The sequence below is a fragment of the Terrisporobacter hibernicus genome, assembly GCF_020809405.1.
In the GTDB taxonomy this organism is placed as follows: Bacteria; Bacillota; Clostridia; order Peptostreptococcales; family Peptostreptococcaceae; genus Terrisporobacter; species Terrisporobacter petrolearius.
Map to the genome: position 1 here is coordinate 3,405,388 of NZ_CP081135.1, position 22,011 is coordinate 3,427,398.

Consider the following 22,011-nt stretch of genomic DNA (forward strand, 5'->3'; position numbering starts at 1 on the left):
AAATGACTAACGGAACAGTAAAATGGTTTAACAATGACAAAGGATTTGGATTTATATCAGTAGAAGGTGGAGATGATGTATTCGCACATTTCTCAGCTATACAAACTGATGGATACAAAACATTAGAAGAAGGACAAAAAGTAAGCTTTGAAATAGTTCAAGGCGCTAGAGGACCTCAAGCTGAAAATATAACTATATTATAATTTTTATATATAGATTGTATAAAAAAAGACCCATTGGGTCTTTTTTTTTTATACAATCTAATCTGTTCTATGTCCATTTACTATAACTACATCAGACTTTAGAAACTTATCCAATGTTGCTAATACACTGTTCACTGCATTAATATTAAATTATAAAATATATTTTTAGGGGTGAATTTAAATGGGATATCCAAATGATTTGTTAACATCTAGATCAATAATCAACCATGGAAGTTTTGCACTAATAGCACCAGAAGGATTAGTAAATAATGTAGTACCAGGATTTGAAAATTGTAGAATATCAATATTAGCGTCACCAAAACTAGGTGCAAGTTTTGTAGATTACATAATAACAATGAATAAAGGTGGAAGAACAACTAAAGGATTTGGCGGAAATGGTATAGAAACCTTTGTTTATTGCATAGAAGGTGAAATTAAAGTAACTATAAAAAATGAAGAATATATAATTGAATCTGGAGGATATGTATATTGCACTCCTTGGGAAACTATGAATTTAGAAAATATATATGATAATGACTCTAAAATATTTTTGTATAAACAAAAATATCAACCATTGGAAGATTATGAACCTTGGGTTGTAGTTTCCAACATAAAAGAACAAGATGAAGTAGATTATGACAATATGGCTAATGTTAAAATAATAGACTTTTTGCCAAAAGATTTAGCATTTGATATGAACTTTCACATATTAACTTTTTATCCAGGGGCTTGTCATCCATTTATTGAGACCCATGTACAAGAGCATGGAGCGTATTTGTTGTCTGGTGAAGGTCTTTATAATTTAGACAATACATGGATACCTGTTAAGAAAAATGATTATATTTGGTTTGGACCTTATGTACCACAATGCTGTTATGGAGTAGGTAGAGAAAATTTATCATACATATATTCAAAAGACTGCAATAGGGATGTTATATTATAGAATTTATTGTTAGTAGATTAATATAAATAAAAAATAAAGGGATATTTTTTGTACTACGCTCCAATTGTTGGATCAAAATTCTAACGATTGGGGTGTTTTTTTTACTTAAAATTAAAGGAGATAGGATGATAAAAATCAAATATTAAAAATAAGGCCTATATTATCAAAAGAAAATTAGGGAAAAAAACTAATATAGTAGTGCTAATTTTTATGGAAGTGAAAGATTAAAAACTGATGATGAGAGATGAAATTTATTGTTAAAGAAACATATTTTTTTTTATATAGAATATATTAGTATGGTTAGCAATATTTTAAAAAAGAGTCATTTTACAAAAGTTACAAAGGTTACAAAAACGAAAAAAATTAAAAAAATATAGAAAGAGCTTAAATGCTGGAAACACTGGGTTTGAGCTAAGAAAGATTAGAAATAAAACATATATTTTGTAAACGTTTTGTAAATAATTTACAAAAAACACTTCCAAAAGTTACAAAGTTGTAATAATATATAAGTATAGATTTAAAAATTAAGTGGCTAAAGGCACAATATTTTATTTAGAAAGATTATTCTATAAAACGATATTGGAGGAATATATATGTTAAAAAATACTTTAAAAACAACAGCTTTTGTATCAATGGCAATGGCACTAGGGGCTTGTGCTTCTGTAGAATCTCAAGCAGCAACAGTAAAGGAAGATCTAAACCTAAGAAAAGGTGCATCTACTGAACACAATGTTAAAGAGGTACTTGATCAAGGGGAAAATATAAAAATATTATCAGAGTCAAATGGTTGGTACAAAGTTAAAACTTCAGACAATGAAACAGGTTGGTCATATGGTAAATATGTAGATGCTTCAAAACAAGAAAAAGAAGAAGCAAGTGCTGTTTTAGGAACAGTAACAGAATATTTAAATTTCAGAAAAGGTCCATCAATTGAAAATGAAATAATTAGTGTCCATGAAAAGGGAGAAAGTGTAAAAGTTTTATCAAAAAAAGGTGACTGGTATAAGGTTAAAACTTCAGATGGTGAAGTAGGCTGGTCATATAGAAAATATATAAAAGTATCAGATGCTAAATTTGCATGGTCAGACAGTGATGCTAATGGAACTTTAAAAGACGTTGCTAACATGAGAAAAGGAGCATCAACTAATTATGACGTTATAAAAGTTTTGGATGAAGGACAAAAGGTAAAAGTAATATCATCATTAGATGGATGGTATAAACTTCAAACTTCAGATGGAAAAACTGGATGGGTACATAGCTCACATTTAGATACAGATGTGGCTTTAATGACAAGTAATAAAACTTCAAAGGTTTCTGATTCGAAAGAATCATCAAGTGCAAAAGAATCATCAAGCAAAAAAGAATCATCACAAGATAAATTATCAGAATCAGAAGTTTCATCTTCATCAAATAAAAATATAGTAGTTTCAGCTACAGCTTACAGTGGAGATGGTATAACTGCAACAGGAACAAAACCTAAATGGGGAACAATAGCTGTAGACCCAGATGTTATACCTTATGGAACAAGAGTCTATATACCTAGATTTGGGAAAACATTCATTGCAGAAGACTGTGGTGGAGGAATAAAAGGAAATAAAATAGATATATTTATGAATTCGGATTCACAGTGCAATAGCTGGGGAGTTAGAAACATATCTATACAAATATTAGATTAGTATAAATTAAAGGGATATATGAGCGCATATATCCCTTATTTTAATTACTTAGCAAATATATGAATTTTAAGAGGCGGAGGCAAAACGTACCTGGTTGTTTTGCGTTAAAAATACTATTTATTATTGTTGGAAAATATTGTATTATTTTCTCGTATCAGCTCGACAGTGATACTACTTACTACTATACTTTAATTAAGTAATATAGATTGTGGGGGGATATTATGAAAAATTTTAAGGAGTATTTTAAGTTTGACAGCAAGGTTAATGGAAAAATTATATCAAATGGTGACAAAGATCCGGAGGATAAAGAGCCAAATGACAAAGAACCAAATGACAAGAAGCCACGTCAAAAGTTAAGTAAGCGTGAAAAGATAATGATAGGAATTATAGTACTTATGTTTTTTGCTTACAGTGGGGCAAGCAGTGGAAGTTCAAGTCATGAAAAACAAGTAAATACACTAAAACAGCAAAATGAAGAGCTTAATACGGAGGTTAATAATTTAGAGGGTAAAAACGAGGAATTACAAGCTAAAATTGATGAGGCATCACCTTGGTTTGAAATGAAAGAGGAAGAGCGTAAAGCTGAGGAAGAGAAGATAGCTAAGGAAAAGGCTGAGAAGGAAGCCAAGGAAGAAGCTGAACAAAAGGCTCAAGAGAAAGCTGAAAAAGAAGCCCAGGCGAAAAAAGAGAAGCAAGGTTATAATACTGGAATAACTTATAGTAAATTAGCAAGAAATCCAGATAAATACGAGGGCAAGAAAGTTAAATTCAAAGGACAAGTAATGCAAATATCAGAAGGATTACTCAGTAATGTAATTAGATTAGCTGTAGGTGGGGATTATGACAAAGTATTATATCTAAATGTATCTGATAGCCTTACAGAAGAAAGAATACTAGAGGATGACTGGATTACTATATATGGAGTAAGTGACGGTATAGAAACATATACAACAGTTATGGGCGCTAATGTTAGCATACCGAGTGTTGATGTAGATAAAGTAGATATGTAATTACTGAAGCCAGATACTAAATGTATCTGGCTCTTTTTTATTATGATATCAGTATTTAATCATCCAATCTTCTTAGTAATAAAACTGTTCCTCTGAAGCCAATCCGTTAACAAAAGTTTCAAAATCTTTTGTAACGAAAGTTATATTATAATCGTTATCTTGATCTACATGCACAACTTCGGGTTCTCCTTCTTTTCCACATTTTCTGTAATCAAGCATTATCATATCATGGCCAGCAGAAGGAGTATCACATATATAAACTCCAAATGCAGGGTATTCCTATTCATCTATCCAAAATTGGCTTCCAGTTTCTCCACAAAGAGAATTTGGTAGTTCATGTCCTATTCCGAAGATACCCTCAATTTGTATATGGTTGTCTGCCCAAGAAGTTGGTTGAGACATAGGATAACATTTTTTTAATACCATTCTTCCATTATGTAACTTCATTATTTCTATATATGACTTAGGTAATTTATATTTAAGTTCACTGTCAACAGTTTTTATTTCTTTGTTAGTTACTGGTTTTGATATATACTCTTCAATTGAATAATCATTGTCATCCCAAAATTAAATCCTTTATAAAGTTCCATAGTTATCTCCTTTAAATATTTATAAGTCTAATTTGTTTTCATTATATGAAGATTGTTCATCAAGCCTACTGTATTATTTTAATTGTTTACAACTTGTAAAAATAAGGTCCAAGCCAATCTCTTTCATGGGTATTTACATAAGTCCATCTAAAGTATTTATCTACTATATATATATCGTCTTCTTTATTAAAATCTTTGGCCCTAGCTTTATCTCCATCAAAAACCTCAAATACTTTATTTTCATATTCAGATGAGTAATAATCATATACATAATCTTCAAAGAAAATATAATACCCTCTTTTTCTCAATTCATCAAATGCTTTTCTTGCCTCATTACCTTCTAAACAATCTCTTTTCTCATAACTAAATACATGCCATAAATAACCATCCATACCTATTTCTTCTATTCTTTCTTTTTCTGTTAAATGTCCTGCAAATACTTCTATCCATTTATTTTTAATCTCTTCTAAATTATCTAGAGCTTGAAAATTAATCTTTTTGTCAAGCAGTACCATAATCAACCTCCTAAATATAACTAATATTTTACATTATATACCAATCACCAACTTTGATTATATTATACCTAATATCCAATGGCTTTCCAATGTCAAAACAGTTTCATTGAATTTAAGGGAGATTACTTACTAGCCCTTTTGTTATTTTTTGATAATTTGTTATAATATATTTATTATAAGATTGTCCTATAGGGGAAACATCTTCTAAATAGTAAAACAAATATAAGTAATAAATTCAACAACAGGAGGAGCGTTATGCCACAAATAAAAGTAAGAGGAATAAATGAAAATGACATCTGCAAGATAAGTGAAAAGATGATTGATGAATTAGTAGAAGCAGTGAAATGCCCAAGAGATTATTTTGAAATAGAATGTATAAAGTCTGTTGCTATAAGAAATGGTAAGATAGCAGATGTATATCCATTTGTAGAAGTAGCTTGGTTTGATAGAGGTCAAGAGGTGCAAGATACAGTAGCTAAAATAATCACTAATAATATAAGAGAAAACCTAAATATAGAAAGTATGGATTTAGCTTTTACAGTTTTTGAAAAAGAGAAGTATTATGAAAATGGAGAACACTTCTAAGAAATTTACATAATCAAGGTATACACAAAAATGTGTATACCTTTTTTGTACTAGATATCTAGTTTTATACCAGGTTTAATTTATTCTATTCCTATTATAAATACTACATTTATTGTACAATAGAAAAAGAGACTGTTTTACTATGTTATAATTACAGTCATGTAAAAACACAAGTTACAAAGTTTTATATTTAGAATATAAATAAAGAGCAAATAAAAAAGGGGAGATAATATGAAAAAGAAAATTATTTTATTATTTGTGGCAGTAAGCATGTTAGCTTTCATTACTGGCTGCGCTAAAACAAATTCTGTGGAAAATAAGGATGAACAAAAAAATAAAGTAGAAGATACACAAAGTGATAAAAATAATGACTCTGACAAAGATGATAATTCAAAGATTAATATAGTTATAGATCCAGGCCATTCATCAACAGGGACATCAGGAAATGAACCAGTATCACCAGATTCTTCTAAAACAAAACTAAAAGATGGTTTAGGGGCAACAGGAGCATTCACAAATATACCAGAGCACAAAACTACTATGTCTGTGGCATCATTACTAAAAAAGGAACTAGAGTCAAAGGGATATAATGTGGTTTTAACTAAAAGTGATGTGGCAGAGTCTAAGAGTAATATAGAAAGAGCTGAAGTTGGTAACAAGAATAATGCGGATTTGGTAGTGAGAATTCATGGAGATTCTTGTGAAGATAGTAGTGTGAAAGGTGCATCTATGCATGTTCCCGCTAAAAATGAATATACATCAAGTTTTTATAAAATTAGTAAATCTTATGGAACAAAAATACTTAATACATATGTGAAAGAAGTAGGTATAAAGGATAGAGGGGTTATAGAAAGAGATGATTTGACAGGATTTAACTGGTCAAAAGTGCCTGTTGTTTTGATAGAGATGGGATTCTTGTCTAATAAGGAAGATGATACATTTGTTAGTAATACAAAAAATCATCCTAAAATAGCAAAAGCTATAGCTGATGGAATTAATAAATGCTTTGAATAATGAAGAAATAATACAGATAAAAGGCTGCGTATCAATTGAGATAAGCAGCTTTTTTTGTGTACTTATCATGAATTTTTATGAACTTGTTTATACTTTTATTACAATAAAGTGTATTAGTACAATTCTTGAAAAAGACAAAATTGTATTATATAAATAAAAAAATCATATATAATTATTTCATAAGTATTTAACAAGGGGAGGAAATTATGAACAATAAAAATGTATATATGCCAGGTCCAAGTAATGTTAGGGAAAATGTAAGACTAGCAAGAAGTATAAAAACTACAAATCCAGATGTGGATGTTGATTTTGTTGAATTTTATAAAAACACTTGTGATAAAATGGCAAAAATAATAAGCACTAAAAATGACGTATACATACTAAGTGGAGAAGGTATATTGGGCTTAGAAGCAGCCTGTGCATCATTGACAGAGAAGGATGATAGGGTTTTAGTTATAGATAATGGTGTATTTGGAAAAGGTTTTGAGGATTTTGTAACTATGTATGGTGGTGAAGCTGTACTTTTTAGTAAATGCTATAAAAAAGCTATAGATGTGGAGGAATTAGAAAGATTTTTAGAAAAAGACCATGATTTTAAATATGCAACTATAGTCCACTGTGATACACCAACAGGAGTTTTAAATGATTTGAGCAAAATATGTCCATTACTTAAAAAGTACAACATACTTACTGTTGTAGATTCAGTGGCAGCCATGGTTGGAGAAAAACTTTTAGTAGATGATTGGCAAATAGATATGGTACTTGGTGGATCTCAAAAAGCCATATCAGCTCAACCAGGCCTTAGTATAGTAAGTGTAAGTGAAGATGCTAAAAATACTATGAAAAATAGAAAAAGTAAAATAATTGGTTTTTACTGCAACTTAACAATATGGGAAGATTACTATGAACAAAAATATTTTCCATATACAATGCCTATAAGCGACATTATAAGTTTGGATAGAGCTTTGGAAAATATATTAGAAGAAGGAATAGAAAATACAATAAAGAGACATGAAAAAGTTGCAAAGGCTACAAGAGAAGCACTTAAAGAATATGGTGGGGAGTTATTTTTAAACAGTGGATACTCTAATACTGTAACTGCACTAGTTATACCTGAAAATATAGGAGCTCTAAATTTAACTAAGTATATAGGTGAAAAATACAACACAATAATAGGAACATCACTGGGAGAATATGTGGATAAATTACTTAGAATTGGCCATATGGGAGAAAATGCAAAACTAGATAAAATAATATATATATTAGATATTTTAGATAATAGTTTAAAAGATTTAGGTTTTAAAGGAAATGGATCTTTAGTAAGTTTGTTTAATAAATACTACAAATAAATATGTGGGTGGGGGATTTAAAATGCAAATATCAAATGAACGTAGAAAAACTATAGAAACTAGGGATTTAGTAGAAACGGCTTTACTTATAGCATTAGTATTTATAGCAACAAGGTTTATTAACATAAGACTGCCCATAGCATCAAGTGGAGGATTAGTACACTTAGGAAATACAATGTTATTTATCTCAGCAATTGTATTTGGTAAGAAAAAGGGTGCTATAGCTGGTGCTTTTGGTATGGGCTTGTTTGATTTACTATCAGAATGGGCAATGTGGGCACCATTTACATTTATAGTTAGAGGGGTTATGGGATATATTATAGGAAGAATTGCCTGGTCTAATAACAAAAAAGGAAACAGTGTTTTAACTAATGTTTTTGCCATAGTAGTGTCAGGTATTTGGATGATATTTGGTTATTATGTAACGGAGATAATATTATATGGAAACTATGTGCAGCCTTTGGCATCTGTGCCAGGAAATGTTACTCAGATAGTTGTAGGACTAATTATAGGTGTTCCTGTGGCGAAGGTTGTTAAGAAATATATTAGATAAGGTTAAAGAGCTTGTTATCAAGTCAAGTCATTGTAATGACCAGATTATTATAGATTAAAATCCATACAATTACTAAGCCTCATTTATTAAACGAAAACCTTTATAAATGAGGCTTAGCATATCTAATAATTTATGCTAATCTAATTATAGTTAAGCTTGCTCCACAACTTCCAGAAGGTATTACGACTACTCCTAAAAGACCAAATATTTGAAGAGATACTGTGGAATTTTCAGTTAAATCTACAATAACCTCTGAAGAGAAGCTACTTAAAGATACTACTGGTGATACAGTTGATGCAGTGTTTCCACTGCTATTTATAATTAAACGAGTATTTAATAATAATGATGAGGTAGTATAAATTTGATATTTGATATAATAAGTTCCCGCATTTGAAATTGTAAATTCATCGTTATTACCATTAGCAGTAATATATGAGGATAGTTCTTTACTGGGAAGAGGAATGTTGTATGTTGGTGATATTAGTGATAATGTTATTGAAGCTCCTGTTGTATTAGCAGCATAAGCGTAGTTATTTGTTACACATACACCCGTATCTCCTTTTGACCCTGGAGGGCAATAAAGACATACATTGGTGATATTTGCCATATAAATCACCTCCTATACTATTAAAAATAATGATTTTTAATATAGGGCTAGGCTAATCTAATTATAGATAATGCTGCTCCAACACCATTACTTAATAATATTATAGTTCCTGTACCAAACATCTGAAGAGATATTTGTGTGTTATCTATTATATTTATAATAAGATCTGCAGAAAATTTATTTATAGATAATCCATTATTTATTGTAGATTCAATATTTTCTATTCCATTTATCATCAAACGACTGCCTAAAGATACTGTTGAAGTGGTATAAATAGTATATTTAATAAAGTAAGTTCCAGCATTTTTAATTGTAAATACTTTATTACTTTCATCAACTGTAACATACTCAACAGGTAGTTTTTGCTCATTTGGAAGCAATATGTTAGTGCCTTCTTGTAGAATGCTTATCTCACTTCCAATTGTATTAGCAGCATAAGCGTAGTTATCTGTTACACAGGAACCTGCTGGTCCCTTAGGTTTTTCTGGTCAAGTAATATCTAAATTAAATAAAGGAGCATCACTGGTTTCTATATCTTCACACTCATTACATTTTATAATAATCACCTCCTTTAGATACTCAGTCGTGAACGTTATACTCATAGTATGAGTTTAAAATACAGAATGTGCTAAGTTATCTCATATTAAGAAGTATATTTTATAATGATTTTTGTAAAGTTCCCAACAGATTGTGAAGTTTTAGAAATTTTATTTAAAGATAAAACTTAATTATAAATTTTAGGGAGGTATGTAATATTGGTAAGTAGTTAAGCTAATAATTTCAGTCATTGAAATTATTAGCTTTTTATTTTACTTATATTACCAATAAATAATATGCTAATATTACTGTAGGGGGTGTTTGATATGAAAAAAATAAAAAAAGTAAGTGTTTTATTCCTATCAATAAGTATGATAGTTGGAAGTGTTTTTGTAAGTGATATTAACAGTTCCTATGCTGCTACAGCATATAAGAAACAGTTGAAAATTGGAAAGACTTATAAATATGATTTAGACGGAGATAGAGATAAGGACAGTATAAAAGTTTATAGCAAAGGTCATAAATTATTATTAAAAGTAAATAACACAACTAAAACATTGGACTCAAATTATTACACTGATTATGGTAATTATGATGTGAAGATTTACGATTTTAATAAAAAGGACAAAAGTTCAGAGATTGTTTTTTATTGGTCAGGAGATAGTGAGTGGGGAACAAAAATACTTAAATTCAAAAACAATAAATGTATGGTAAATAAACATTATAAAGATGCAATGTTAAAAAGCTATGATCCTAACAATGGAATGGTAACTTTTGAAGAATATGATCAAGGAAGATATAGTAGTTTTGCAGAGGCAATGGGGTACTTTTGTATTTATGATAAAGTGCAAATAAAAGGATACAATGTTTATAATCAATATAGTGCTAATACAGACAGTAGTACTAGAAAAAATAAATATGTAGCGGCTAAAAAATTAACTGCATATACAAGTACTAGTGGTAAGAAGAAAGCATTTACTATAAATAAGGGTAGTAAGGCTTATATTTATAGCTTGTATCAAAAGGGAAGTAGCAAGTATATAAGAGTAAAAAATAGTTCTGGTAAATATGGATATGTTAAAGTTGGGTCATCTATGCTGTTTACTGAAAAGTCATGTTTATGGTGGAGATAAAGAAATATACAAAACATATTCAAATTACAAATGCGTAAAAGAGAAGTAATGTATTAATCTAGAAAATAATTTTAATGGAGCCTTAGGTGGCTCCTTAAATAAGGGGGTAGCAATATGAGTAATACATCCAAAGGCCCATCTACTAAAGGAAGTAAGTTTTGGATGCAATATGTTGTTAAGAATTTGCAAAAGGAATTAAATTCTAAAATAGGTTGTGACCTAACATGGATTTCGCCACTTGAGGGTAATAACAAAGAATACCTAGAGTATGAACTAAAGCAAGACTACATGTGTAAAATACTTAATATATCAGCTGAAGAAAAAAAAGAAATATTTTCTTTTTGGCCAAATAGGCAACCACAGTGGGATGGCATAGCGCTAACAAAAGATAATAACACTTTATACTTGGTAGAAGCAAAAGCCCATCTGTCAGAGTTAAAAAGTAAAATTGGTGCAAAAAATCCAAATAGTAAGGACTTAATTTTAAAAACTATGAAAGAAGTATTTGAAAATAACTATCCAAAAGGCTCATTTCCAATGTGGACAGATGAATATTATCAACTTGCCAATCGACTAACATTTTTACATAAGCTTAATGAAAAATTAAAAATAAAAAATATAAATGTAAAACTAGTATTACTAAATTTTGTAGGAGACTATACATATAGGCCTACAAGCGAACAAAAATGGAATACCCATTACAAAGAAGTATTTGTAAATATGATAGGTATGGAAATACCTAAAAAAGATGTTATAGTTGTTAACTTTCCAGTAGGTGAACTCATAAAAATATAGGATATTAAATTAAATAAAGTGTAGGGAGTTTTTATTGTAAAAAATTATTGTATATAATTTACATAACATATGTAATAAAAATGATGAATATTGAATTAGGGGGGAGTGTATTCAATGAAGTTAAAAAAACTAATAACAATAGTTTTATCACTAGGGATAAGTATTGGATGTGTTGTTCCAGCATATGCTAACATATTAACCAAATCAGTTAAGTATTTGTATGAAGGAAAGACATATTATTATGATATTGACGGAATTAAAGGAAAAGACAAGATTAAGATAACAGAAAATAAAGGTAATTCAAGAATATATATAAATGATAAATGTATGAAACTTTCAGATTACTATAATGTTGAGTTATACGATATTAACAGAAATGATAAATCTATGGAATTTGTATTAACTAATAATTGTTTTGCAGGTTCTGATAATAGGATATTAAAATTCAAAAACAGTAAGTGTGTAGTTAATAAATCAATAGGTAAATATATTGATTTAGAGAAGTATGATAACGTAAGTGGTGTCGCTTATTATAATACTGAATTCAGTGATACAAATAAATTTGACTACTTTAAAAAATCTACTGGATATGAATTTTATCCATATATGAGAATATTAGTCAATGGATATTCTGTAAAAACATCAACAACTTATACAGTTAATAATAAAGATAGAAAAATAAAATTTAAAGCTAAAAAAGATTTAAAAGCATATGATACTATATCATGTAAACAATCAAATTGGACTATAGGAAAAGGATGTAGTATCAATATAGTTAATTTATATATAAAAGATGGTAAATATTATATCAAATTCCGTATATGGACTGATACTATAGAGGATAGTAATGGTGTATCTCATCCATATAATAAATATGATTATGGATATATGAAAGTTGGTTCAACTAGAATATTCGTTAGATAAACCTATATGAATACACTAAAAAGTGAATTATAAGAAAGAAAGGATGATTTAGTGGGAGCTTGGGACTTGCGATACACTCTATCACTAAAGATAATTTATGAAACAAAAAAAGACTAAACCAATACATCGAATAATTTTAACCATACCTGTTTATATTGCAATTATATATAGGAGTTATAATTTTCGAATTAATGTAGAATCAATTATCTTCACATTTATATATCTATCAATGATATGTATAGATTTGTATTTATATAATAAAAAAATAAAAGATGAGTCTAAATTCAAATAATATGTAAATTAGAAGGTATTACCTAAAATCAGGTAGTACCTTTTTAATTAAACTATTTAAAATACAAATAAGCTCATATGTATACAAAACTTGAAAATGATCCTATTGTGCTATAATTTAGGCAAGAACTTTATACGGAGGTAGTACCATGCCATTTCAAATTTTACATAATGACATTACAAACATGAACACAGATGTTATTGTAAATGCTGCCAATTCTAAACTCCTAATGGGTGGAGGAGTTTGTGGGGCAATTTTTAGAGCAGCAGGTGAGGAAGAGTTACAAAAAGAGTGTGAAAAAATAAAGCACTGTCCAGTAGGTAAGGCTGTTATTACAAAGGCATATAATCTTAAATCCAAATATATTATTCATACTGTAGGACCTATATATAAAGATGGAAATTCAAACGAAGGCAAGTTTCTTAAAAGTGCTTATGAAACATCACTGAAGCTGGCAAAGGATTATAATTTAAAATCAATAGCATTTCCTTTAATATCTTCTGGTATTTATGGATATCCCCAAAAAGAAGCATTAAATATAGCAGTTTCAACTATTAAAGAGTTTCTGGCTGGAAATGAAATGGATATTTATCTTGTGGTATTTGATAGAAAAGCTGTACATTTAAGTGAAGAATTGTATGAGGGAATTCAGCATTATATTGATGATTTTTATGAAGATGAAGATTATAGATTAAGATATACAGATTTATTAGAAATAGAAGAAATTTATCAGGATGATTGCAATTTTCAGGAAGTAATATATGAAACAAAAGACTTTAACAAGAGATCATTGGAAAGCATCTTAGATAATATTGATGAAAGTTTTTCACAAATGTTATTAAGACTTATTGATGATAAAGGAAAAACTGATGTAGAAGTTTATAAAAAAGCTAATATGGATAGAAAATTATTTTCCAAAATAAGAAGTAATAAAGATTATAATCCTAAAAAATCTACAGCCCTATCCTTGGCCATAGGTTTAGAACTATCTTTGGATGAAACTAAGGATTTGTTAGCAAAAGCAGGATATACTCTATCTCCAAGTCACAAGTTTGATTTAATAGTAGAGTATTTTATAAAAAACAAAAACTATGACATATTCATAATAAATGAAGCACTGTTCTCCTTTGAACAGCCTTTATTGGCAACTTAAAAATATATGTCGCTTTTAAAGCGACCAAGTATCTCCTTAAAAAAACTATTATTTATTTAAAGATAAAACTTAGTTATAAATTTTAGGGAGGTATTTTTTATGAAAAATAATTTAACAGAGGTTGTGTTCATATTAGATAGAAGTGGGTCAATGTCGGGTTTGGAAGATGACACCATAGGTGGATTTAACTCAATGCTTAAAAAACAAAGAGAAGAAGAGGGAGACGCAAATGTTACCACAGTTTTGTTTGATGACGAAATACAAATGTTACACAAAAGAGTTGATATTAAAGAGATTAAAAACATTACAAGTAAGGATTATTATGTAAGAGGATGTACGGCTCTTTTAGATGCCATAGGTTATTCCATTAATTTTATGATAAATGTGCCCCAAAAAGAAGAAAGAGCCAAAAATGTTTTGTTTATTATAACTACTGATGGATACGAAAATGCCAGCAAAGAGTATTCCTATGAAAAGATTAAAAAGATGATTACTTATGAAAAAGAAAGATATAATTGGCAATTTTTATTTTTAGGAGCCAATATAGATGCGATTTCAACAGCTAGAAAATTTGGCATATCAGAAGAATTTGCCTCTAATTATGTGAGCGATGAAGTTGGGACACAGATTACTTATGAAGTTATGAACTCTGCAATTTCCACTTGTAGGGCAATGGGGGTTGTGGATGAAAGTTGGAAGAGTAGGGTGGAAGATGATTATGAAATGAGGAAAGAATAAATTTTGTTTTAGTAAATGCTTTACATTCAAATAAATGGATATAATCATCTGAAAATTAATAGTGAATTAGACTAGAATATTATTATAAATATTGATTGCTTATTAAATTGAATTTAAATAGTATATAGTGAGATGCTGGTATAAATACTGGCATCTTTTTTCATGTATATATGGATTTTACATCAATTTAATAATATTATTATGTTATAAATAATTTGTTTAAAAATGTACCAATAAAAAATGTAAGGGGATTTGCTATGGAATAGCAACAATGACTTGGTTATTGTAAGACCCCCATGGATGCAGACCTTAACTGTTTGTGTCAAGAACTTGCTAAAAACAAACGAACTTGGAACTAAGCAAAAACTAAGAGTAACCTTTACTCAACAAGAGATAGATAAGACAATAAACGTATATATTAATAAAACGGAGATGGAATCTTTTAGTAGACTATTAGATATATCAGGAATAGAAAATAATAATCTGAATGTAGATGTTTATTTTGATAAAAAAGAAGTAGAAACAGATTTTGGATTATTTAAAGTAGATAATGAAAAATTTGAGGAGAAAAATACTATAGAATTTGGTTCTATAGCAGATTTTATAAGAGGAAGTAATTTAGTTAAAAAAGTATATGAAAAAGAAGCGACTCATAAAGCTGTTATGCTGTATGATGTTCAAAATAGAGAATTAGAATTAGAAAATCTTACACCTATCAATATAGATGACATTAACCTTAATAAAAAATATTTACTAAAAAAAGGAGATGTACTTTTATCTTGTAGAGGTAATGTAGTAAAAATAGCAGTAATAGATGAAATACCAGATAATAGAATACTATCTCATAATTTCATAGCAATCAGACCAGATAGAGAAGTTAACACATACTTTATAAAAGCATATTTAGAAAGTCCTATAGGAAAGTATTATATATCTAAAAGATTAAAAGGAATGACAGTTTTAACATTAAGTGTAAAAGATTTATATGACATGCCTTTTCCTAATATAGATAGAAAGAAGCAAGAAGATATAGGTAATAAATTAATAAAGTCAAAAGAGCATTATAATCAAAAACTAAAAGAAATAAAAGAGCAGCTAAAAAATGATACAATTGCTATATATTCAGATTTAGAAATAAATGAAGTATTAAATCAAATTTAGAATATGTGGGGGGACAAGTATGTTAGAAAAAATATTTGAGGAGATAGATATAAATAATTTAGTGAAAGAAATAGACAATTTAGAATTATATGAGCTAGCTAGTATATTCAGAAAAAAAGCCGTAGAAATAGAGGATGAAGATAAAATATTAATTTTATCTTCTTTATAACAAATTTGTAATTTTAATAGTAATATAAATTTAAATTAATTTAGGAGAACAATAAGACATAATTTGTGATTTACTATCTAAACAAATATATGAAATAGATAATTCTATATTAATAGGTGTAATTGGAGATACATTAATTCAAATAAATAAAGACTACAGTGTATTAGAGATTACAATAGATTCATATATAATTACTTTTAAAAATACGCTCGATATAGTGCACTGGACAACTTGTTTTGAGTATATAGAAAGAGCGTTAAATCTAAGTAAACTTTTAGGTAAACAAAATATAAAAATAAAAGAGTGCTTAGATACTATATATACAACTTTAGTATCAGTATATATAAATGATAAGCTCTATCTTTCAAGTAGAATGATAGATTTGTTAGTACAAAATAAATATGGAGATAGTAAAAAACTATATGAAATATGTATAAATAGAGCTAATTATGCAAAGAAAGAAAATGACTTTAGAAGAGTAAGAGTATATTTAGAGTTAGCTACTAAGAAATTTATAAATAATAAAGTAGAAGTTAAAAGAGATATACGAGAAAAAATTGCTAAAACTTATGAGGATAAGTCTATATATGAATTAGAAAAAAATGATATTAATTATATGGTTGCAGCGAATTGTTTACAATTATCAATAGAGGAATATAGAAAAGTAGGAGGGAAAAAGGACAAAGTAGATGATCTCCATAAAAAGATGATGGAGTATCAAGAAAAATCAATTGGTTATATGAAGGAAACATCTTTTAAAGTTGAACTTCCTAAAGAAATATCTGATGAAATGAATAATAAAATTAATATTTTTAAAGGAAAAGATAAAAGATATGTTTTACAAGGACTAGCATTTATGGAAGATTTCATTGAAAAAGAAATTGTACGAAATCAAGTTGGAGAAGATATTAAAAATAATGTATTTTCAAATCTATTTGCATCTGTTTTAGTTAATGAAAAAGTTAAAAATATTGCTAAACAAGATGGAATAAATTCAAATAAAGATAATACAGACACAGATAATAAGATGTATGAAAATTCAAAACTATATTTTGATATTCAGGCAACTATGTTGATTGAACCAGTTAGAAAGGTAATATTAGAAGAACATAATATATCGGAGCGTGATTTATTAGATATTCTTAATAATAACTTCTTAATACCGAAAGACAGAGTTAAGTTTTATAGTAAAGGATTTATAGCTAGATTTAATGGAGATTTTATAGTAAGTACTCATTTACTCATTCCTCAAATAGAGAATTCTATAAGATGTATACTAGAAAAAATGATGTAATAGTTACAATAATATCACAGGATGGAATTCAAGAAGAAAAGAATGTAAATACGTTATTAAAAGAAGTGAAACTAATAGATATATTAGGTGAAGATGTTGTATTTACTTTTAATATAAAAACATGGTATGAATTTAAGAAATGATTTGTGTCATGGATTAATTGGATATAATTCATGTGAAGGAAGTAAGTCAAAATACTTGTGGTGGTTTTGGTGGAAGTTATGTGTACTATATAAGTTATATATGTAAAAATATTTTTAAATTTAAGGATTAATTTCTTAATTGTAAAAATTACTGATAGGATTTCATAATTTATGATATCCTATCAGTAGAACAAAATAGGAGGCAATAATAAATGGCAAGTAAATTATCACTATCAAAATTAGAAAGATTACTTCTTAAAGCAGCAGATATTTTAAGAGGAAAAATGGATGCTAATGAATATAAAGAATATATATTTGCAATGATTTTCTTAAAAAGACTATCAGACCAATTTGAAGAAAAACAAAGAGGAATGAGAGTAGAACTAGAAGCTAAAGGAATAGATGAAGAAAAAATAATAACAAGAATAGAAGATCATAGAAGATACAGAGATACATTTTTTGTACCAAAGACTGCAAGATGGAACTACATAGATGAAAATGGAGTAAATACAGGTATAGCTCACTTCAAAAAAGACGTAGCAGATAAATTAAACGTAGCACTATCTGATATAGAAGAAGCAAATATAGAAAAACTAGAAGGAGTATTAAAGGGAATAGACTTTGCTAAAAAAGTTGGAAAAACAGCAATGAAAGATACTACACTAGTAGACTTCATACAAATATTTGATAAAATACCTATGAAAAATGAAGACTTTGAAGCACCAGATTTATTAGGAGCTGCCTACGAATACTTAATAAAATACTTCGCAGATAGTGCAGGTAAGAAGGCTGGAGAATTTTATACCCCTTCTGAAGTTGTTAGACTTCTTGTAAATATACTTAAACCACAAGAAGGAATGGAAATCTATGATCCAACAGCAGGCTCGGGAGGTATGCTAATACAAAGTAAATCATATATAGAAGAAAATGGACAAGACTCATCTAACTTAGCACTATATGGACAAGAGATAACTGGTTCAACATGGGCCATGTGTAAGATGAATATGATACTGCACGATATAACAAGCTTCGAAATAGAAAATGATGATACATTAGAAGAACCAAAACACTTTGATGAAAATGGAGAATTGAAAAAGTTTGATAGAGTTATCGCAAATCCACCATTTTCACTTGATTATAAAAAAGCTAACCTTAAATATACAGAAAGGTTTGAATATGGGTTCTCTCCAGAAAAAGATAAAGCTGATTTAATGTTCTTACAACATATGATATCAGTTACTAAAGAAAATGGAAAAGTAGCTTGTGTACTTCCACATGGAGTATTATTCAGAGGTGGAGAAGAAGGTGCTATAAGAGAGGCGTTTATAACGAAAGATGATAAATGTATTATAGAATCCGTAATAGGTCTACCATCAGGACTATTCTACGGAACTGGAATACCAGCATGTGTAATAGTCATCAATAAAGAAGGGGCAAAAGAGAGAAAACATATATTATTTATAAATGCAGATAAAGAATATAAAGAAGGAAAAAATCAAAATAAAATAAGACCACAAGATATACAAAAAATAGTTCATACTTATGAAAATAAAGCAGAGTTAGAAAAGTATTCAAGAATGGTACCAATAGAAGAAATAAAAGAAGAAGGATACAACCTAAATATAAGAAGATATGTAGACAATACAGACGAAGCACAAAAAAATGATGTAGTAGGACATTTGTATGGTGCAGTACCAAAAAATGAAGTAGAAGATATAAAGGAAAGTTGTATAAAGCAAGGACTAAATATAGATAAGCTATTTGTAAACAAAAATGAAAACTATGTAGATTTTATAGCTAGCATAAATGGTAAAGAAGATATTAAGAAGTTTATAGAAAAAGATAAGAATGTAGTTAATAAACAAAATAATATACTAACAGCTTATGAAGGTTGGTGGAATGAAAGTATAGGACAAATAGCTAATCTTTATGAAACTAAGAATGTAACAGAAGTAAAAAAAGCAATGATGAATTCATTTGTAGAAAAACTAATAGGATTTGAAAGTTTAGATTTAAATAAATTAGAAGGTGCTTTTGTATCATATTTTGATGAGATAAAGGAAGACCTAAAGGCAATAGCAGCTACTGGATGGTTATCTAATTTACTGATTATGGGTGAAGTTATAGAGCTTAAAGTACCTAATTTAAAAGAAAAGATAAAGGCTAAAGAGATTAGTGGTATAAAGCTACCTAAGTATGAAAAAGTCTATGAAATGATAAAAAATGAGAAGGAAGGTATATTATCGAAGCTACTTGATGATAAAAATGTTAATCAAGGAGAGCATGATACTTTAGAACTTATATTAAGTAGTGCTATGGAGGATATAAGTGAAGAACAGGTAAGAAATACTGTTTTAAATAGATATTATGATAATCTAAAGTCTACTGTGATTAGTTTTGTAAAGGAAGAGTTGGATGTTTGTGTAAAGGTAGTAGAAGGATTATTTGATAATTATAATACATCTCTTGAGAGTATATTAAAAGAAAGAGATAGTCTGCAAAATGAGCTTGATGACATGTTAAAGTCATTAGGCTATGAGTTATAGAGGTATGATTATGAGAGTTAGTGCAGAGTTTAAGGAAGTTAAGAGTATTGGTAGAATACCTATTGATTGGGAGGTTAAAAGTTTTTTAGAAGCAGTAGAGATATTGGATTTTAGGGGGAAAACCCCACTAAAACTAGGAATGAAGTGGGGAGGGGATATACCTGCTTTATCTGCTAATAATGTTAAAATGGGATATATAGATTTTAATTTGCCAACACATTATGGAAGTTTAGAACTTTATAATAATTGGATGACAAAAGGTGATATAAATAAAGGTGATATTATTTTGACAACAGAAGCACCAGCAGGAAATGTAGCTGTAATAGAAGATGATAGAAAATATATATTAAGTCAAAGAGTTATTGGTATAAAGACTGATAATATATTAATTAATAATTACTTTTTAAAATATTATTTCATGTCTGAATTTTTTAAAGAATACTTAAATCAATTTACTACAGGAAGCACAGTAGTTGGAATATCTCAGAAAAGTTTAGCATATCTAAATATTCCAATTCCATCTATAAAAGAGCAGGAAAAAATATCTAAAATTCTTTCTAATGTAGATATGAATATTGAAAAAACGGAGGCAGCTATTGCTAAGTATAAACAAGTTAAAAAGGGGCTTATGGATGATTTGTTAACTGGTAAAGTTAGGATTAAGGGTGGTAAGAAATTTAGAGAAACTAGGTTTAAGGAGGTTAAAGGTATTGGAAAGATTCCTTGGGATTGGGAAGTTAAGGCTCTATTAGATATTAGTACGCAAATAAAAGATGGAACACATGGAACCCATAAAGATGTAGAAAAAGGCATACCTCTTCTTAGTGCTAAAGATATTAATAATGGAAAGATGAATATACCAGATGATTGTAGAAGAATATCAAGAGATGACTATAGCAGTATTCATAAAAATTATAGATTAGAAAAAAATGATTTATTAATAACTATAGTAGGGACTATAGGTAGAACAGCGATTATTGAAGATAATAACATAGAATTTACTTTTCAGAGGAGTGTTGGTATTGTAAGGATAAAAGATGAAGATTTCTATAAGTATGTTTATTATTATATGAATTTAGAACAATATCAAAATCAATTAGATAAATTAGTTAATGCTTCAGCTCAAGGAGGCATATACTTAGGTAGCTTAGGCGGAACATTTATAGCAAAACCTTCATTTGAAGAACAACAATCTATAGCTATTATACTAGAAAATCAAGATCAGTTAATCAATAAAGAAGAAAAATATCTTGAAAAATTAAATAAACTTAAGATAGGACTTATGGAAGATTTACTTACTGGTAAAGTAAGAGTTGACGTAGATTAGTCTAAAGGTTCAATAGTATAGGGGGATTATAGTATATGAAAAAATATCATTATTTTTTGGTGCGGGAGCAGAAATATCTTATGGGCTACCATCAGGAGGAAAATTTGCACTAGATATATTTAGATAAAATACAACTATAGATAAAGAAGAAATAAAAGAACAACTAAAAAATGTAGATACAAGGTCAAACTATTCTTTATGGTTACCTAAAGACTTTGAAAATAAAAAACTAACTGCATTTGCAAAAACTCAATATGACTCTCTTTTAAAAGGAGTCTAGAAAATAAGAGATATATGATAATAGAATATATGAAAAATTTTGATAAAAATATAGCTTGGATAGTTAGAAACATAAAAAGTAAAAATAATATCAACATAGATAAAATAATTGAAGATATAACAGGTAATGCAGTTGGAGAAATAAACTATGGCTAAGAAATAAGATTAAATAAAATATTAGGTGATGAACTAGACACAATATTCCAAACAGATTATTTTTCTGTATTATTAAGTCTTATTCAATGTGATAATACGAGTACGGTTTTCAAAAAAGATATGATAAAGATAATAAGAAATATATTAGAATTGCTAATAGGATCTTTAGGGGAAGAAATAACTCATAGACTTAATGATGATATTTTCCCCAAAAGCCCAGATATAATGGATTTGTTTGATGATTTAGGTTCTATATTTTCATTAGATTATAGTAATACTGGGATGAGAGGATTATAGTTATTAATAGAAAATGAGATAA

The 22,011-nt window shown here is 28.4% G+C and carries 26 protein-coding genes and 1 pseudogene; 22 read left to right on the forward strand and 5 right to left on the reverse strand.

Going from position 1 to position 22,011, the window contains the following annotated elements; genetic code table 11:
* The first annotated feature begins 2 nt into the window (after positions 1-2).
* The 4 genes from JW646_RS16425 (at position 3) to JW646_RS16440 (ending at position 3,832) form a co-directional block, all read left to right on the forward strand.
* Positions 3-203 carry a cold-shock protein gene (locus JW646_RS16425; RefSeq protein WP_074916022.1) on the forward strand — a complete coding sequence of 67 codons (201 nt, stop codon included), beginning with the start codon at positions 3-5 and terminating at the stop codon, positions 201-203.
* Between the two features lie 181 nt (positions 204-384).
* Complete coding sequence (allE, locus tag JW646_RS16430; protein WP_228415682.1) at positions 385-1,146, forward strand: (S)-ureidoglycine aminohydrolase; 762 nt, start codon at positions 385-387, stop codon at positions 1,144-1,146.
* Positions 1,147-1,739: 593 nt separating this feature from the next.
* Positions 1,740-2,822: an SH3 domain-containing protein gene (locus JW646_RS16435; RefSeq protein WP_148556530.1), complete on the forward strand. Its 1,083-nt coding sequence runs from the start codon at positions 1,740-1,742 to the stop codon at positions 2,820-2,822.
* 221 nt (positions 2,823-3,043) lie between these two features.
* A complete protein-coding gene (locus tag JW646_RS16440; protein ID WP_228415683.1) occupies positions 3,044-3,832 on the forward strand; it encodes a toxin regulator in 789 nt (262 codons plus the stop codon).
* Positions 3,833-3,904: 72 nt separating this feature from the next.
* Here JW646_RS16440 and JW646_RS20245 read toward each other — a convergent pair whose 3' ends face one another.
* The 3 genes from JW646_RS20245 to JW646_RS16450 form a co-directional block, all read right to left on the reverse strand.
* On the reverse strand, positions 3,905-4,057 hold the full coding sequence (locus JW646_RS20245; protein WP_331478031.1) for a hypothetical protein: 153 nt from the start codon (positions 4,055-4,057) through the stop codon (positions 3,905-3,907).
* Positions 4,058-4,111: 54 nt separating this feature from the next.
* Positions 4,112-4,375: an SMI1/KNR4 family protein gene (locus JW646_RS20250; RefSeq protein ID WP_331478092.1), complete on the reverse strand. Its 264-nt coding sequence runs from the start codon at positions 4,373-4,375 to the stop codon at positions 4,112-4,114.
* Positions 4,376-4,508: 133 nt separating this feature from the next.
* Entirely contained in the window at positions 4,509-4,937 is a 429-nt protein-coding gene (locus JW646_RS16450; protein ID WP_228415684.1) for a DUF4275 family protein, read from the reverse strand.
* 255 nt (positions 4,938-5,192) lie between these two features.
* Here JW646_RS16450 and JW646_RS16455 point away from each other — a divergent pair, with 255 nt between their 5' ends.
* From JW646_RS16455 to JW646_RS16470, 4 genes are all read left to right on the forward strand, one after another.
* Positions 5,193-5,522, forward strand: coding sequence for a DUF1904 domain-containing protein (locus JW646_RS16455; RefSeq protein ID WP_039681307.1), 330 nt, complete (start codon positions 5,193-5,195; stop codon positions 5,520-5,522).
* Positions 5,523-5,753: 231 nt separating this feature from the next.
* Positions 5,754-6,536: an N-acetylmuramoyl-L-alanine amidase family protein gene (locus JW646_RS16460; RefSeq protein WP_228415685.1), complete on the forward strand. Its 783-nt coding sequence runs from the start codon at positions 5,754-5,756 to the stop codon at positions 6,534-6,536.
* Between the two features lie 206 nt (positions 6,537-6,742).
* Positions 6,743-7,885 carry a pyridoxal-phosphate-dependent aminotransferase family protein gene (locus JW646_RS16465; protein WP_228415686.1) on the forward strand — a complete coding sequence of 381 codons (1,143 nt, stop codon included), beginning with the start codon at positions 6,743-6,745 and terminating at the stop codon, positions 7,883-7,885.
* Between the two features lie 22 nt (positions 7,886-7,907).
* A complete protein-coding gene (locus tag JW646_RS16470; RefSeq protein WP_206923757.1) occupies positions 7,908-8,438 on the forward strand; it encodes an ECF transporter S component in 531 nt (176 codons plus the stop codon).
* Positions 8,439-8,568: 130 nt separating this feature from the next.
* Here the strand turns inward: JW646_RS16470 and JW646_RS16475 are convergent, their stop codons facing one another.
* Complete coding sequence (locus JW646_RS16475) at positions 8,569-9,045, reverse strand: BclA C-terminal domain-containing protein (protein WP_228415687.1); 477 nt, start codon at positions 9,043-9,045, stop codon at positions 8,569-8,571.
* Positions 9,046-9,092: 47 nt separating this feature from the next.
* A pseudogene (locus tag JW646_RS16480) lies at positions 9,093-9,473 on the reverse strand (BclA C-terminal domain-containing protein); the annotation flags it as partial.
* 435 nt (positions 9,474-9,908) lie between these two features.
* Here JW646_RS16480 and JW646_RS16485 point away from each other — a divergent pair.
* From JW646_RS16485 to JW646_RS16545, 14 genes are all read left to right on the forward strand, one after another.
* Positions 9,909-10,715 (forward strand): hypothetical protein, encoded by an 807-nt coding sequence (locus JW646_RS16485; protein ID WP_228415688.1) that lies wholly within the window; start codon positions 9,909-9,911, stop codon positions 10,713-10,715.
* 114 nt (positions 10,716-10,829) lie between these two features.
* Positions 10,830-11,510, forward strand: a complete 681-nt coding sequence (locus JW646_RS16490; protein WP_228415689.1) for a hypothetical protein — start codon at positions 10,830-10,832, stop codon at positions 11,508-11,510.
* Positions 11,511-11,624: 114 nt separating this feature from the next.
* Complete coding sequence (locus JW646_RS16495; protein ID WP_228415690.1) at positions 11,625-12,434, forward strand: hypothetical protein; 810 nt, start codon at positions 11,625-11,627, stop codon at positions 12,432-12,434.
* Positions 12,435-12,874: 440 nt separating this feature from the next.
* Positions 12,875-13,879, forward strand: coding sequence for a macro domain-containing protein (locus JW646_RS16500; protein WP_228415691.1), 1,005 nt, complete (start codon positions 12,875-12,877; stop codon positions 13,877-13,879).
* A gap of 99 nt (positions 13,880-13,978) precedes the next feature.
* Positions 13,979-14,617, forward strand: a complete 639-nt coding sequence (locus JW646_RS16505; protein WP_228415692.1) for a vWA domain-containing protein — start codon at positions 13,979-13,981, stop codon at positions 14,615-14,617.
* Positions 14,618-14,917: 300 nt separating this feature from the next.
* Positions 14,918-15,778, forward strand: coding sequence for a restriction endonuclease subunit S (locus tag JW646_RS16510; RefSeq protein ID WP_228415693.1), 861 nt, complete (start codon positions 14,918-14,920; stop codon positions 15,776-15,778).
* Between the two features lie 19 nt (positions 15,779-15,797).
* A complete protein-coding gene (locus JW646_RS16515; protein WP_228415694.1) occupies positions 15,798-15,947 on the forward strand; it encodes a hypothetical protein in 150 nt (49 codons plus the stop codon).
* A 61-nt stretch (positions 15,948-16,008) separates the two neighbouring features.
* Entirely contained in the window at positions 16,009-17,241 is a 1,233-nt protein-coding gene (locus JW646_RS16520) for a DUF7380 domain-containing protein (RefSeq protein ID WP_456300425.1), read from the forward strand.
* Positions 17,217-17,384 (forward strand): hypothetical protein, encoded by a 168-nt coding sequence (locus tag JW646_RS16525; protein ID WP_228415696.1) that lies wholly within the window; start codon positions 17,217-17,219, stop codon positions 17,382-17,384. Before JW646_RS16520 ends, JW646_RS16525 begins: the two co-directional genes overlap by 25 nt.
* On the forward strand, positions 17,368-17,490 hold the full coding sequence (locus JW646_RS20360; RefSeq protein ID WP_408647709.1) for a DUF4209 domain-containing protein: 123 nt from the start codon (positions 17,368-17,370) through the stop codon (positions 17,488-17,490). The genes JW646_RS16525 and JW646_RS20360 overlap by 17 nt, the downstream gene beginning before the upstream one ends.
* Before the next feature lie 106 nt (positions 17,491-17,596).
* Positions 17,597-19,930, forward strand: coding sequence for a type I restriction-modification system subunit M (locus JW646_RS16530; RefSeq protein WP_228415697.1), 2,334 nt, complete (start codon positions 17,597-17,599; stop codon positions 19,928-19,930).
* A gap of 10 nt (positions 19,931-19,940) precedes the next feature.
* A complete protein-coding gene (locus tag JW646_RS16535; RefSeq protein ID WP_228415698.1) occupies positions 19,941-21,257 on the forward strand; it encodes a restriction endonuclease subunit S in 1,317 nt (438 codons plus the stop codon).
* Positions 21,258-21,551: 294 nt separating this feature from the next.
* Positions 21,552-21,692 carry a hypothetical protein gene (locus JW646_RS16540; RefSeq protein ID WP_228415699.1) on the forward strand — a complete coding sequence of 47 codons (141 nt, stop codon included), beginning with the start codon at positions 21,552-21,554 and terminating at the stop codon, positions 21,690-21,692.
* A gap of 120 nt (positions 21,693-21,812) precedes the next feature.
* Positions 21,813-21,989: a hypothetical protein gene (locus JW646_RS16545; protein ID WP_228415700.1), complete on the forward strand. Its 177-nt coding sequence runs from the start codon at positions 21,813-21,815 to the stop codon at positions 21,987-21,989.
* Positions 21,990-22,011: the final 22 nt, after the last annotated feature.

Bases quoted from the DNA above. Each gene is read 5' to 3' on its own strand.
- JW646_RS16425 (WP_074916022.1), top strand. From the start codon at position 3: ATGACTAACGGAACAGTAAAATGGTTTAACAATGACAAAGGATTTGGA.
- allE (WP_228415682.1), top strand. From the start codon at position 385: ATGGGATATCCAAATGATTTGTTAACATCTAGATCAATAATCAACCAT.
- JW646_RS16435 (WP_148556530.1), top strand. From the start codon at position 1,740: ATGTTAAAAAATACTTTAAAAACAACAGCTTTTGTATCAATGGCAATG.
- JW646_RS16440 (WP_228415683.1), top strand. From the start codon at position 3,044: ATGAAAAATTTTAAGGAGTATTTTAAGTTTGACAGCAAGGTTAATGGA.
- JW646_RS20245 (WP_331478031.1), bottom strand. From the start codon at position 4,057: ATGATAATGCTTGATTACAGAAAATGTGGAAAAGAAGGAGAACCCGAA.
- JW646_RS16450 (WP_228415684.1), bottom strand. From the start codon at position 4,937: ATGGTACTGCTTGACAAAAAGATTAATTTTCAAGCTCTAGATAATTTA.
- JW646_RS16455 (WP_039681307.1), top strand. From the start codon at position 5,193: ATGCCACAAATAAAAGTAAGAGGAATAAATGAAAATGACATCTGCAAG.
- JW646_RS16460 (WP_228415685.1), top strand. From the start codon at position 5,754: ATGAAAAAGAAAATTATTTTATTATTTGTGGCAGTAAGCATGTTAGCT.
- JW646_RS16465 (WP_228415686.1), top strand. From the start codon at position 6,743: ATGAACAATAAAAATGTATATATGCCAGGTCCAAGTAATGTTAGGGAA.
- JW646_RS16470 (WP_206923757.1), top strand. From the start codon at position 7,908: ATGCAAATATCAAATGAACGTAGAAAAACTATAGAAACTAGGGATTTA.
- JW646_RS16475 (WP_228415687.1), bottom strand. From the start codon at position 9,045: ATGGCAAATATCACCAATGTATGTCTTTATTGCCCTCCAGGGTCAAAA.
- JW646_RS16485 (WP_228415688.1), top strand. From the start codon at position 9,909: ATGAAAAAAATAAAAAAAGTAAGTGTTTTATTCCTATCAATAAGTATG.
- JW646_RS16490 (WP_228415689.1), top strand. From the start codon at position 10,830: ATGAGTAATACATCCAAAGGCCCATCTACTAAAGGAAGTAAGTTTTGG.
- JW646_RS16495 (WP_228415690.1), top strand. From the start codon at position 11,625: ATGAAGTTAAAAAAACTAATAACAATAGTTTTATCACTAGGGATAAGT.
- JW646_RS16500 (WP_228415691.1), top strand. From the start codon at position 12,875: ATGCCATTTCAAATTTTACATAATGACATTACAAACATGAACACAGAT.
- JW646_RS16505 (WP_228415692.1), top strand. From the start codon at position 13,979: ATGAAAAATAATTTAACAGAGGTTGTGTTCATATTAGATAGAAGTGGG.
- JW646_RS16510 (WP_228415693.1), top strand. From the start codon at position 14,918: ATGCAGACCTTAACTGTTTGTGTCAAGAACTTGCTAAAAACAAACGAA.
- JW646_RS16515 (WP_228415694.1), top strand. From the start codon at position 15,798: ATGTTAGAAAAAATATTTGAGGAGATAGATATAAATAATTTAGTGAAA.
- JW646_RS16525 (WP_228415696.1), top strand. From the start codon at position 17,217: ATGTATACTAGAAAAAATGATGTAATAGTTACAATAATATCACAGGAT.
- JW646_RS20360 (WP_408647709.1), top strand. From the start codon at position 17,368: ATGAATTTAAGAAATGATTTGTGTCATGGATTAATTGGATATAATTCA.
- JW646_RS16530 (WP_228415697.1), top strand. From the start codon at position 17,597: ATGGCAAGTAAATTATCACTATCAAAATTAGAAAGATTACTTCTTAAA.
- JW646_RS16535 (WP_228415698.1), top strand. From the start codon at position 19,941: ATGAGAGTTAGTGCAGAGTTTAAGGAAGTTAAGAGTATTGGTAGAATA.
- JW646_RS16540 (WP_228415699.1), top strand. From the start codon at position 21,552: ATGATAATAGAATATATGAAAAATTTTGATAAAAATATAGCTTGGATA.
- JW646_RS16545 (WP_228415700.1), top strand. From the start codon at position 21,813: ATGATAAAGATAATAAGAAATATATTAGAATTGCTAATAGGATCTTTA.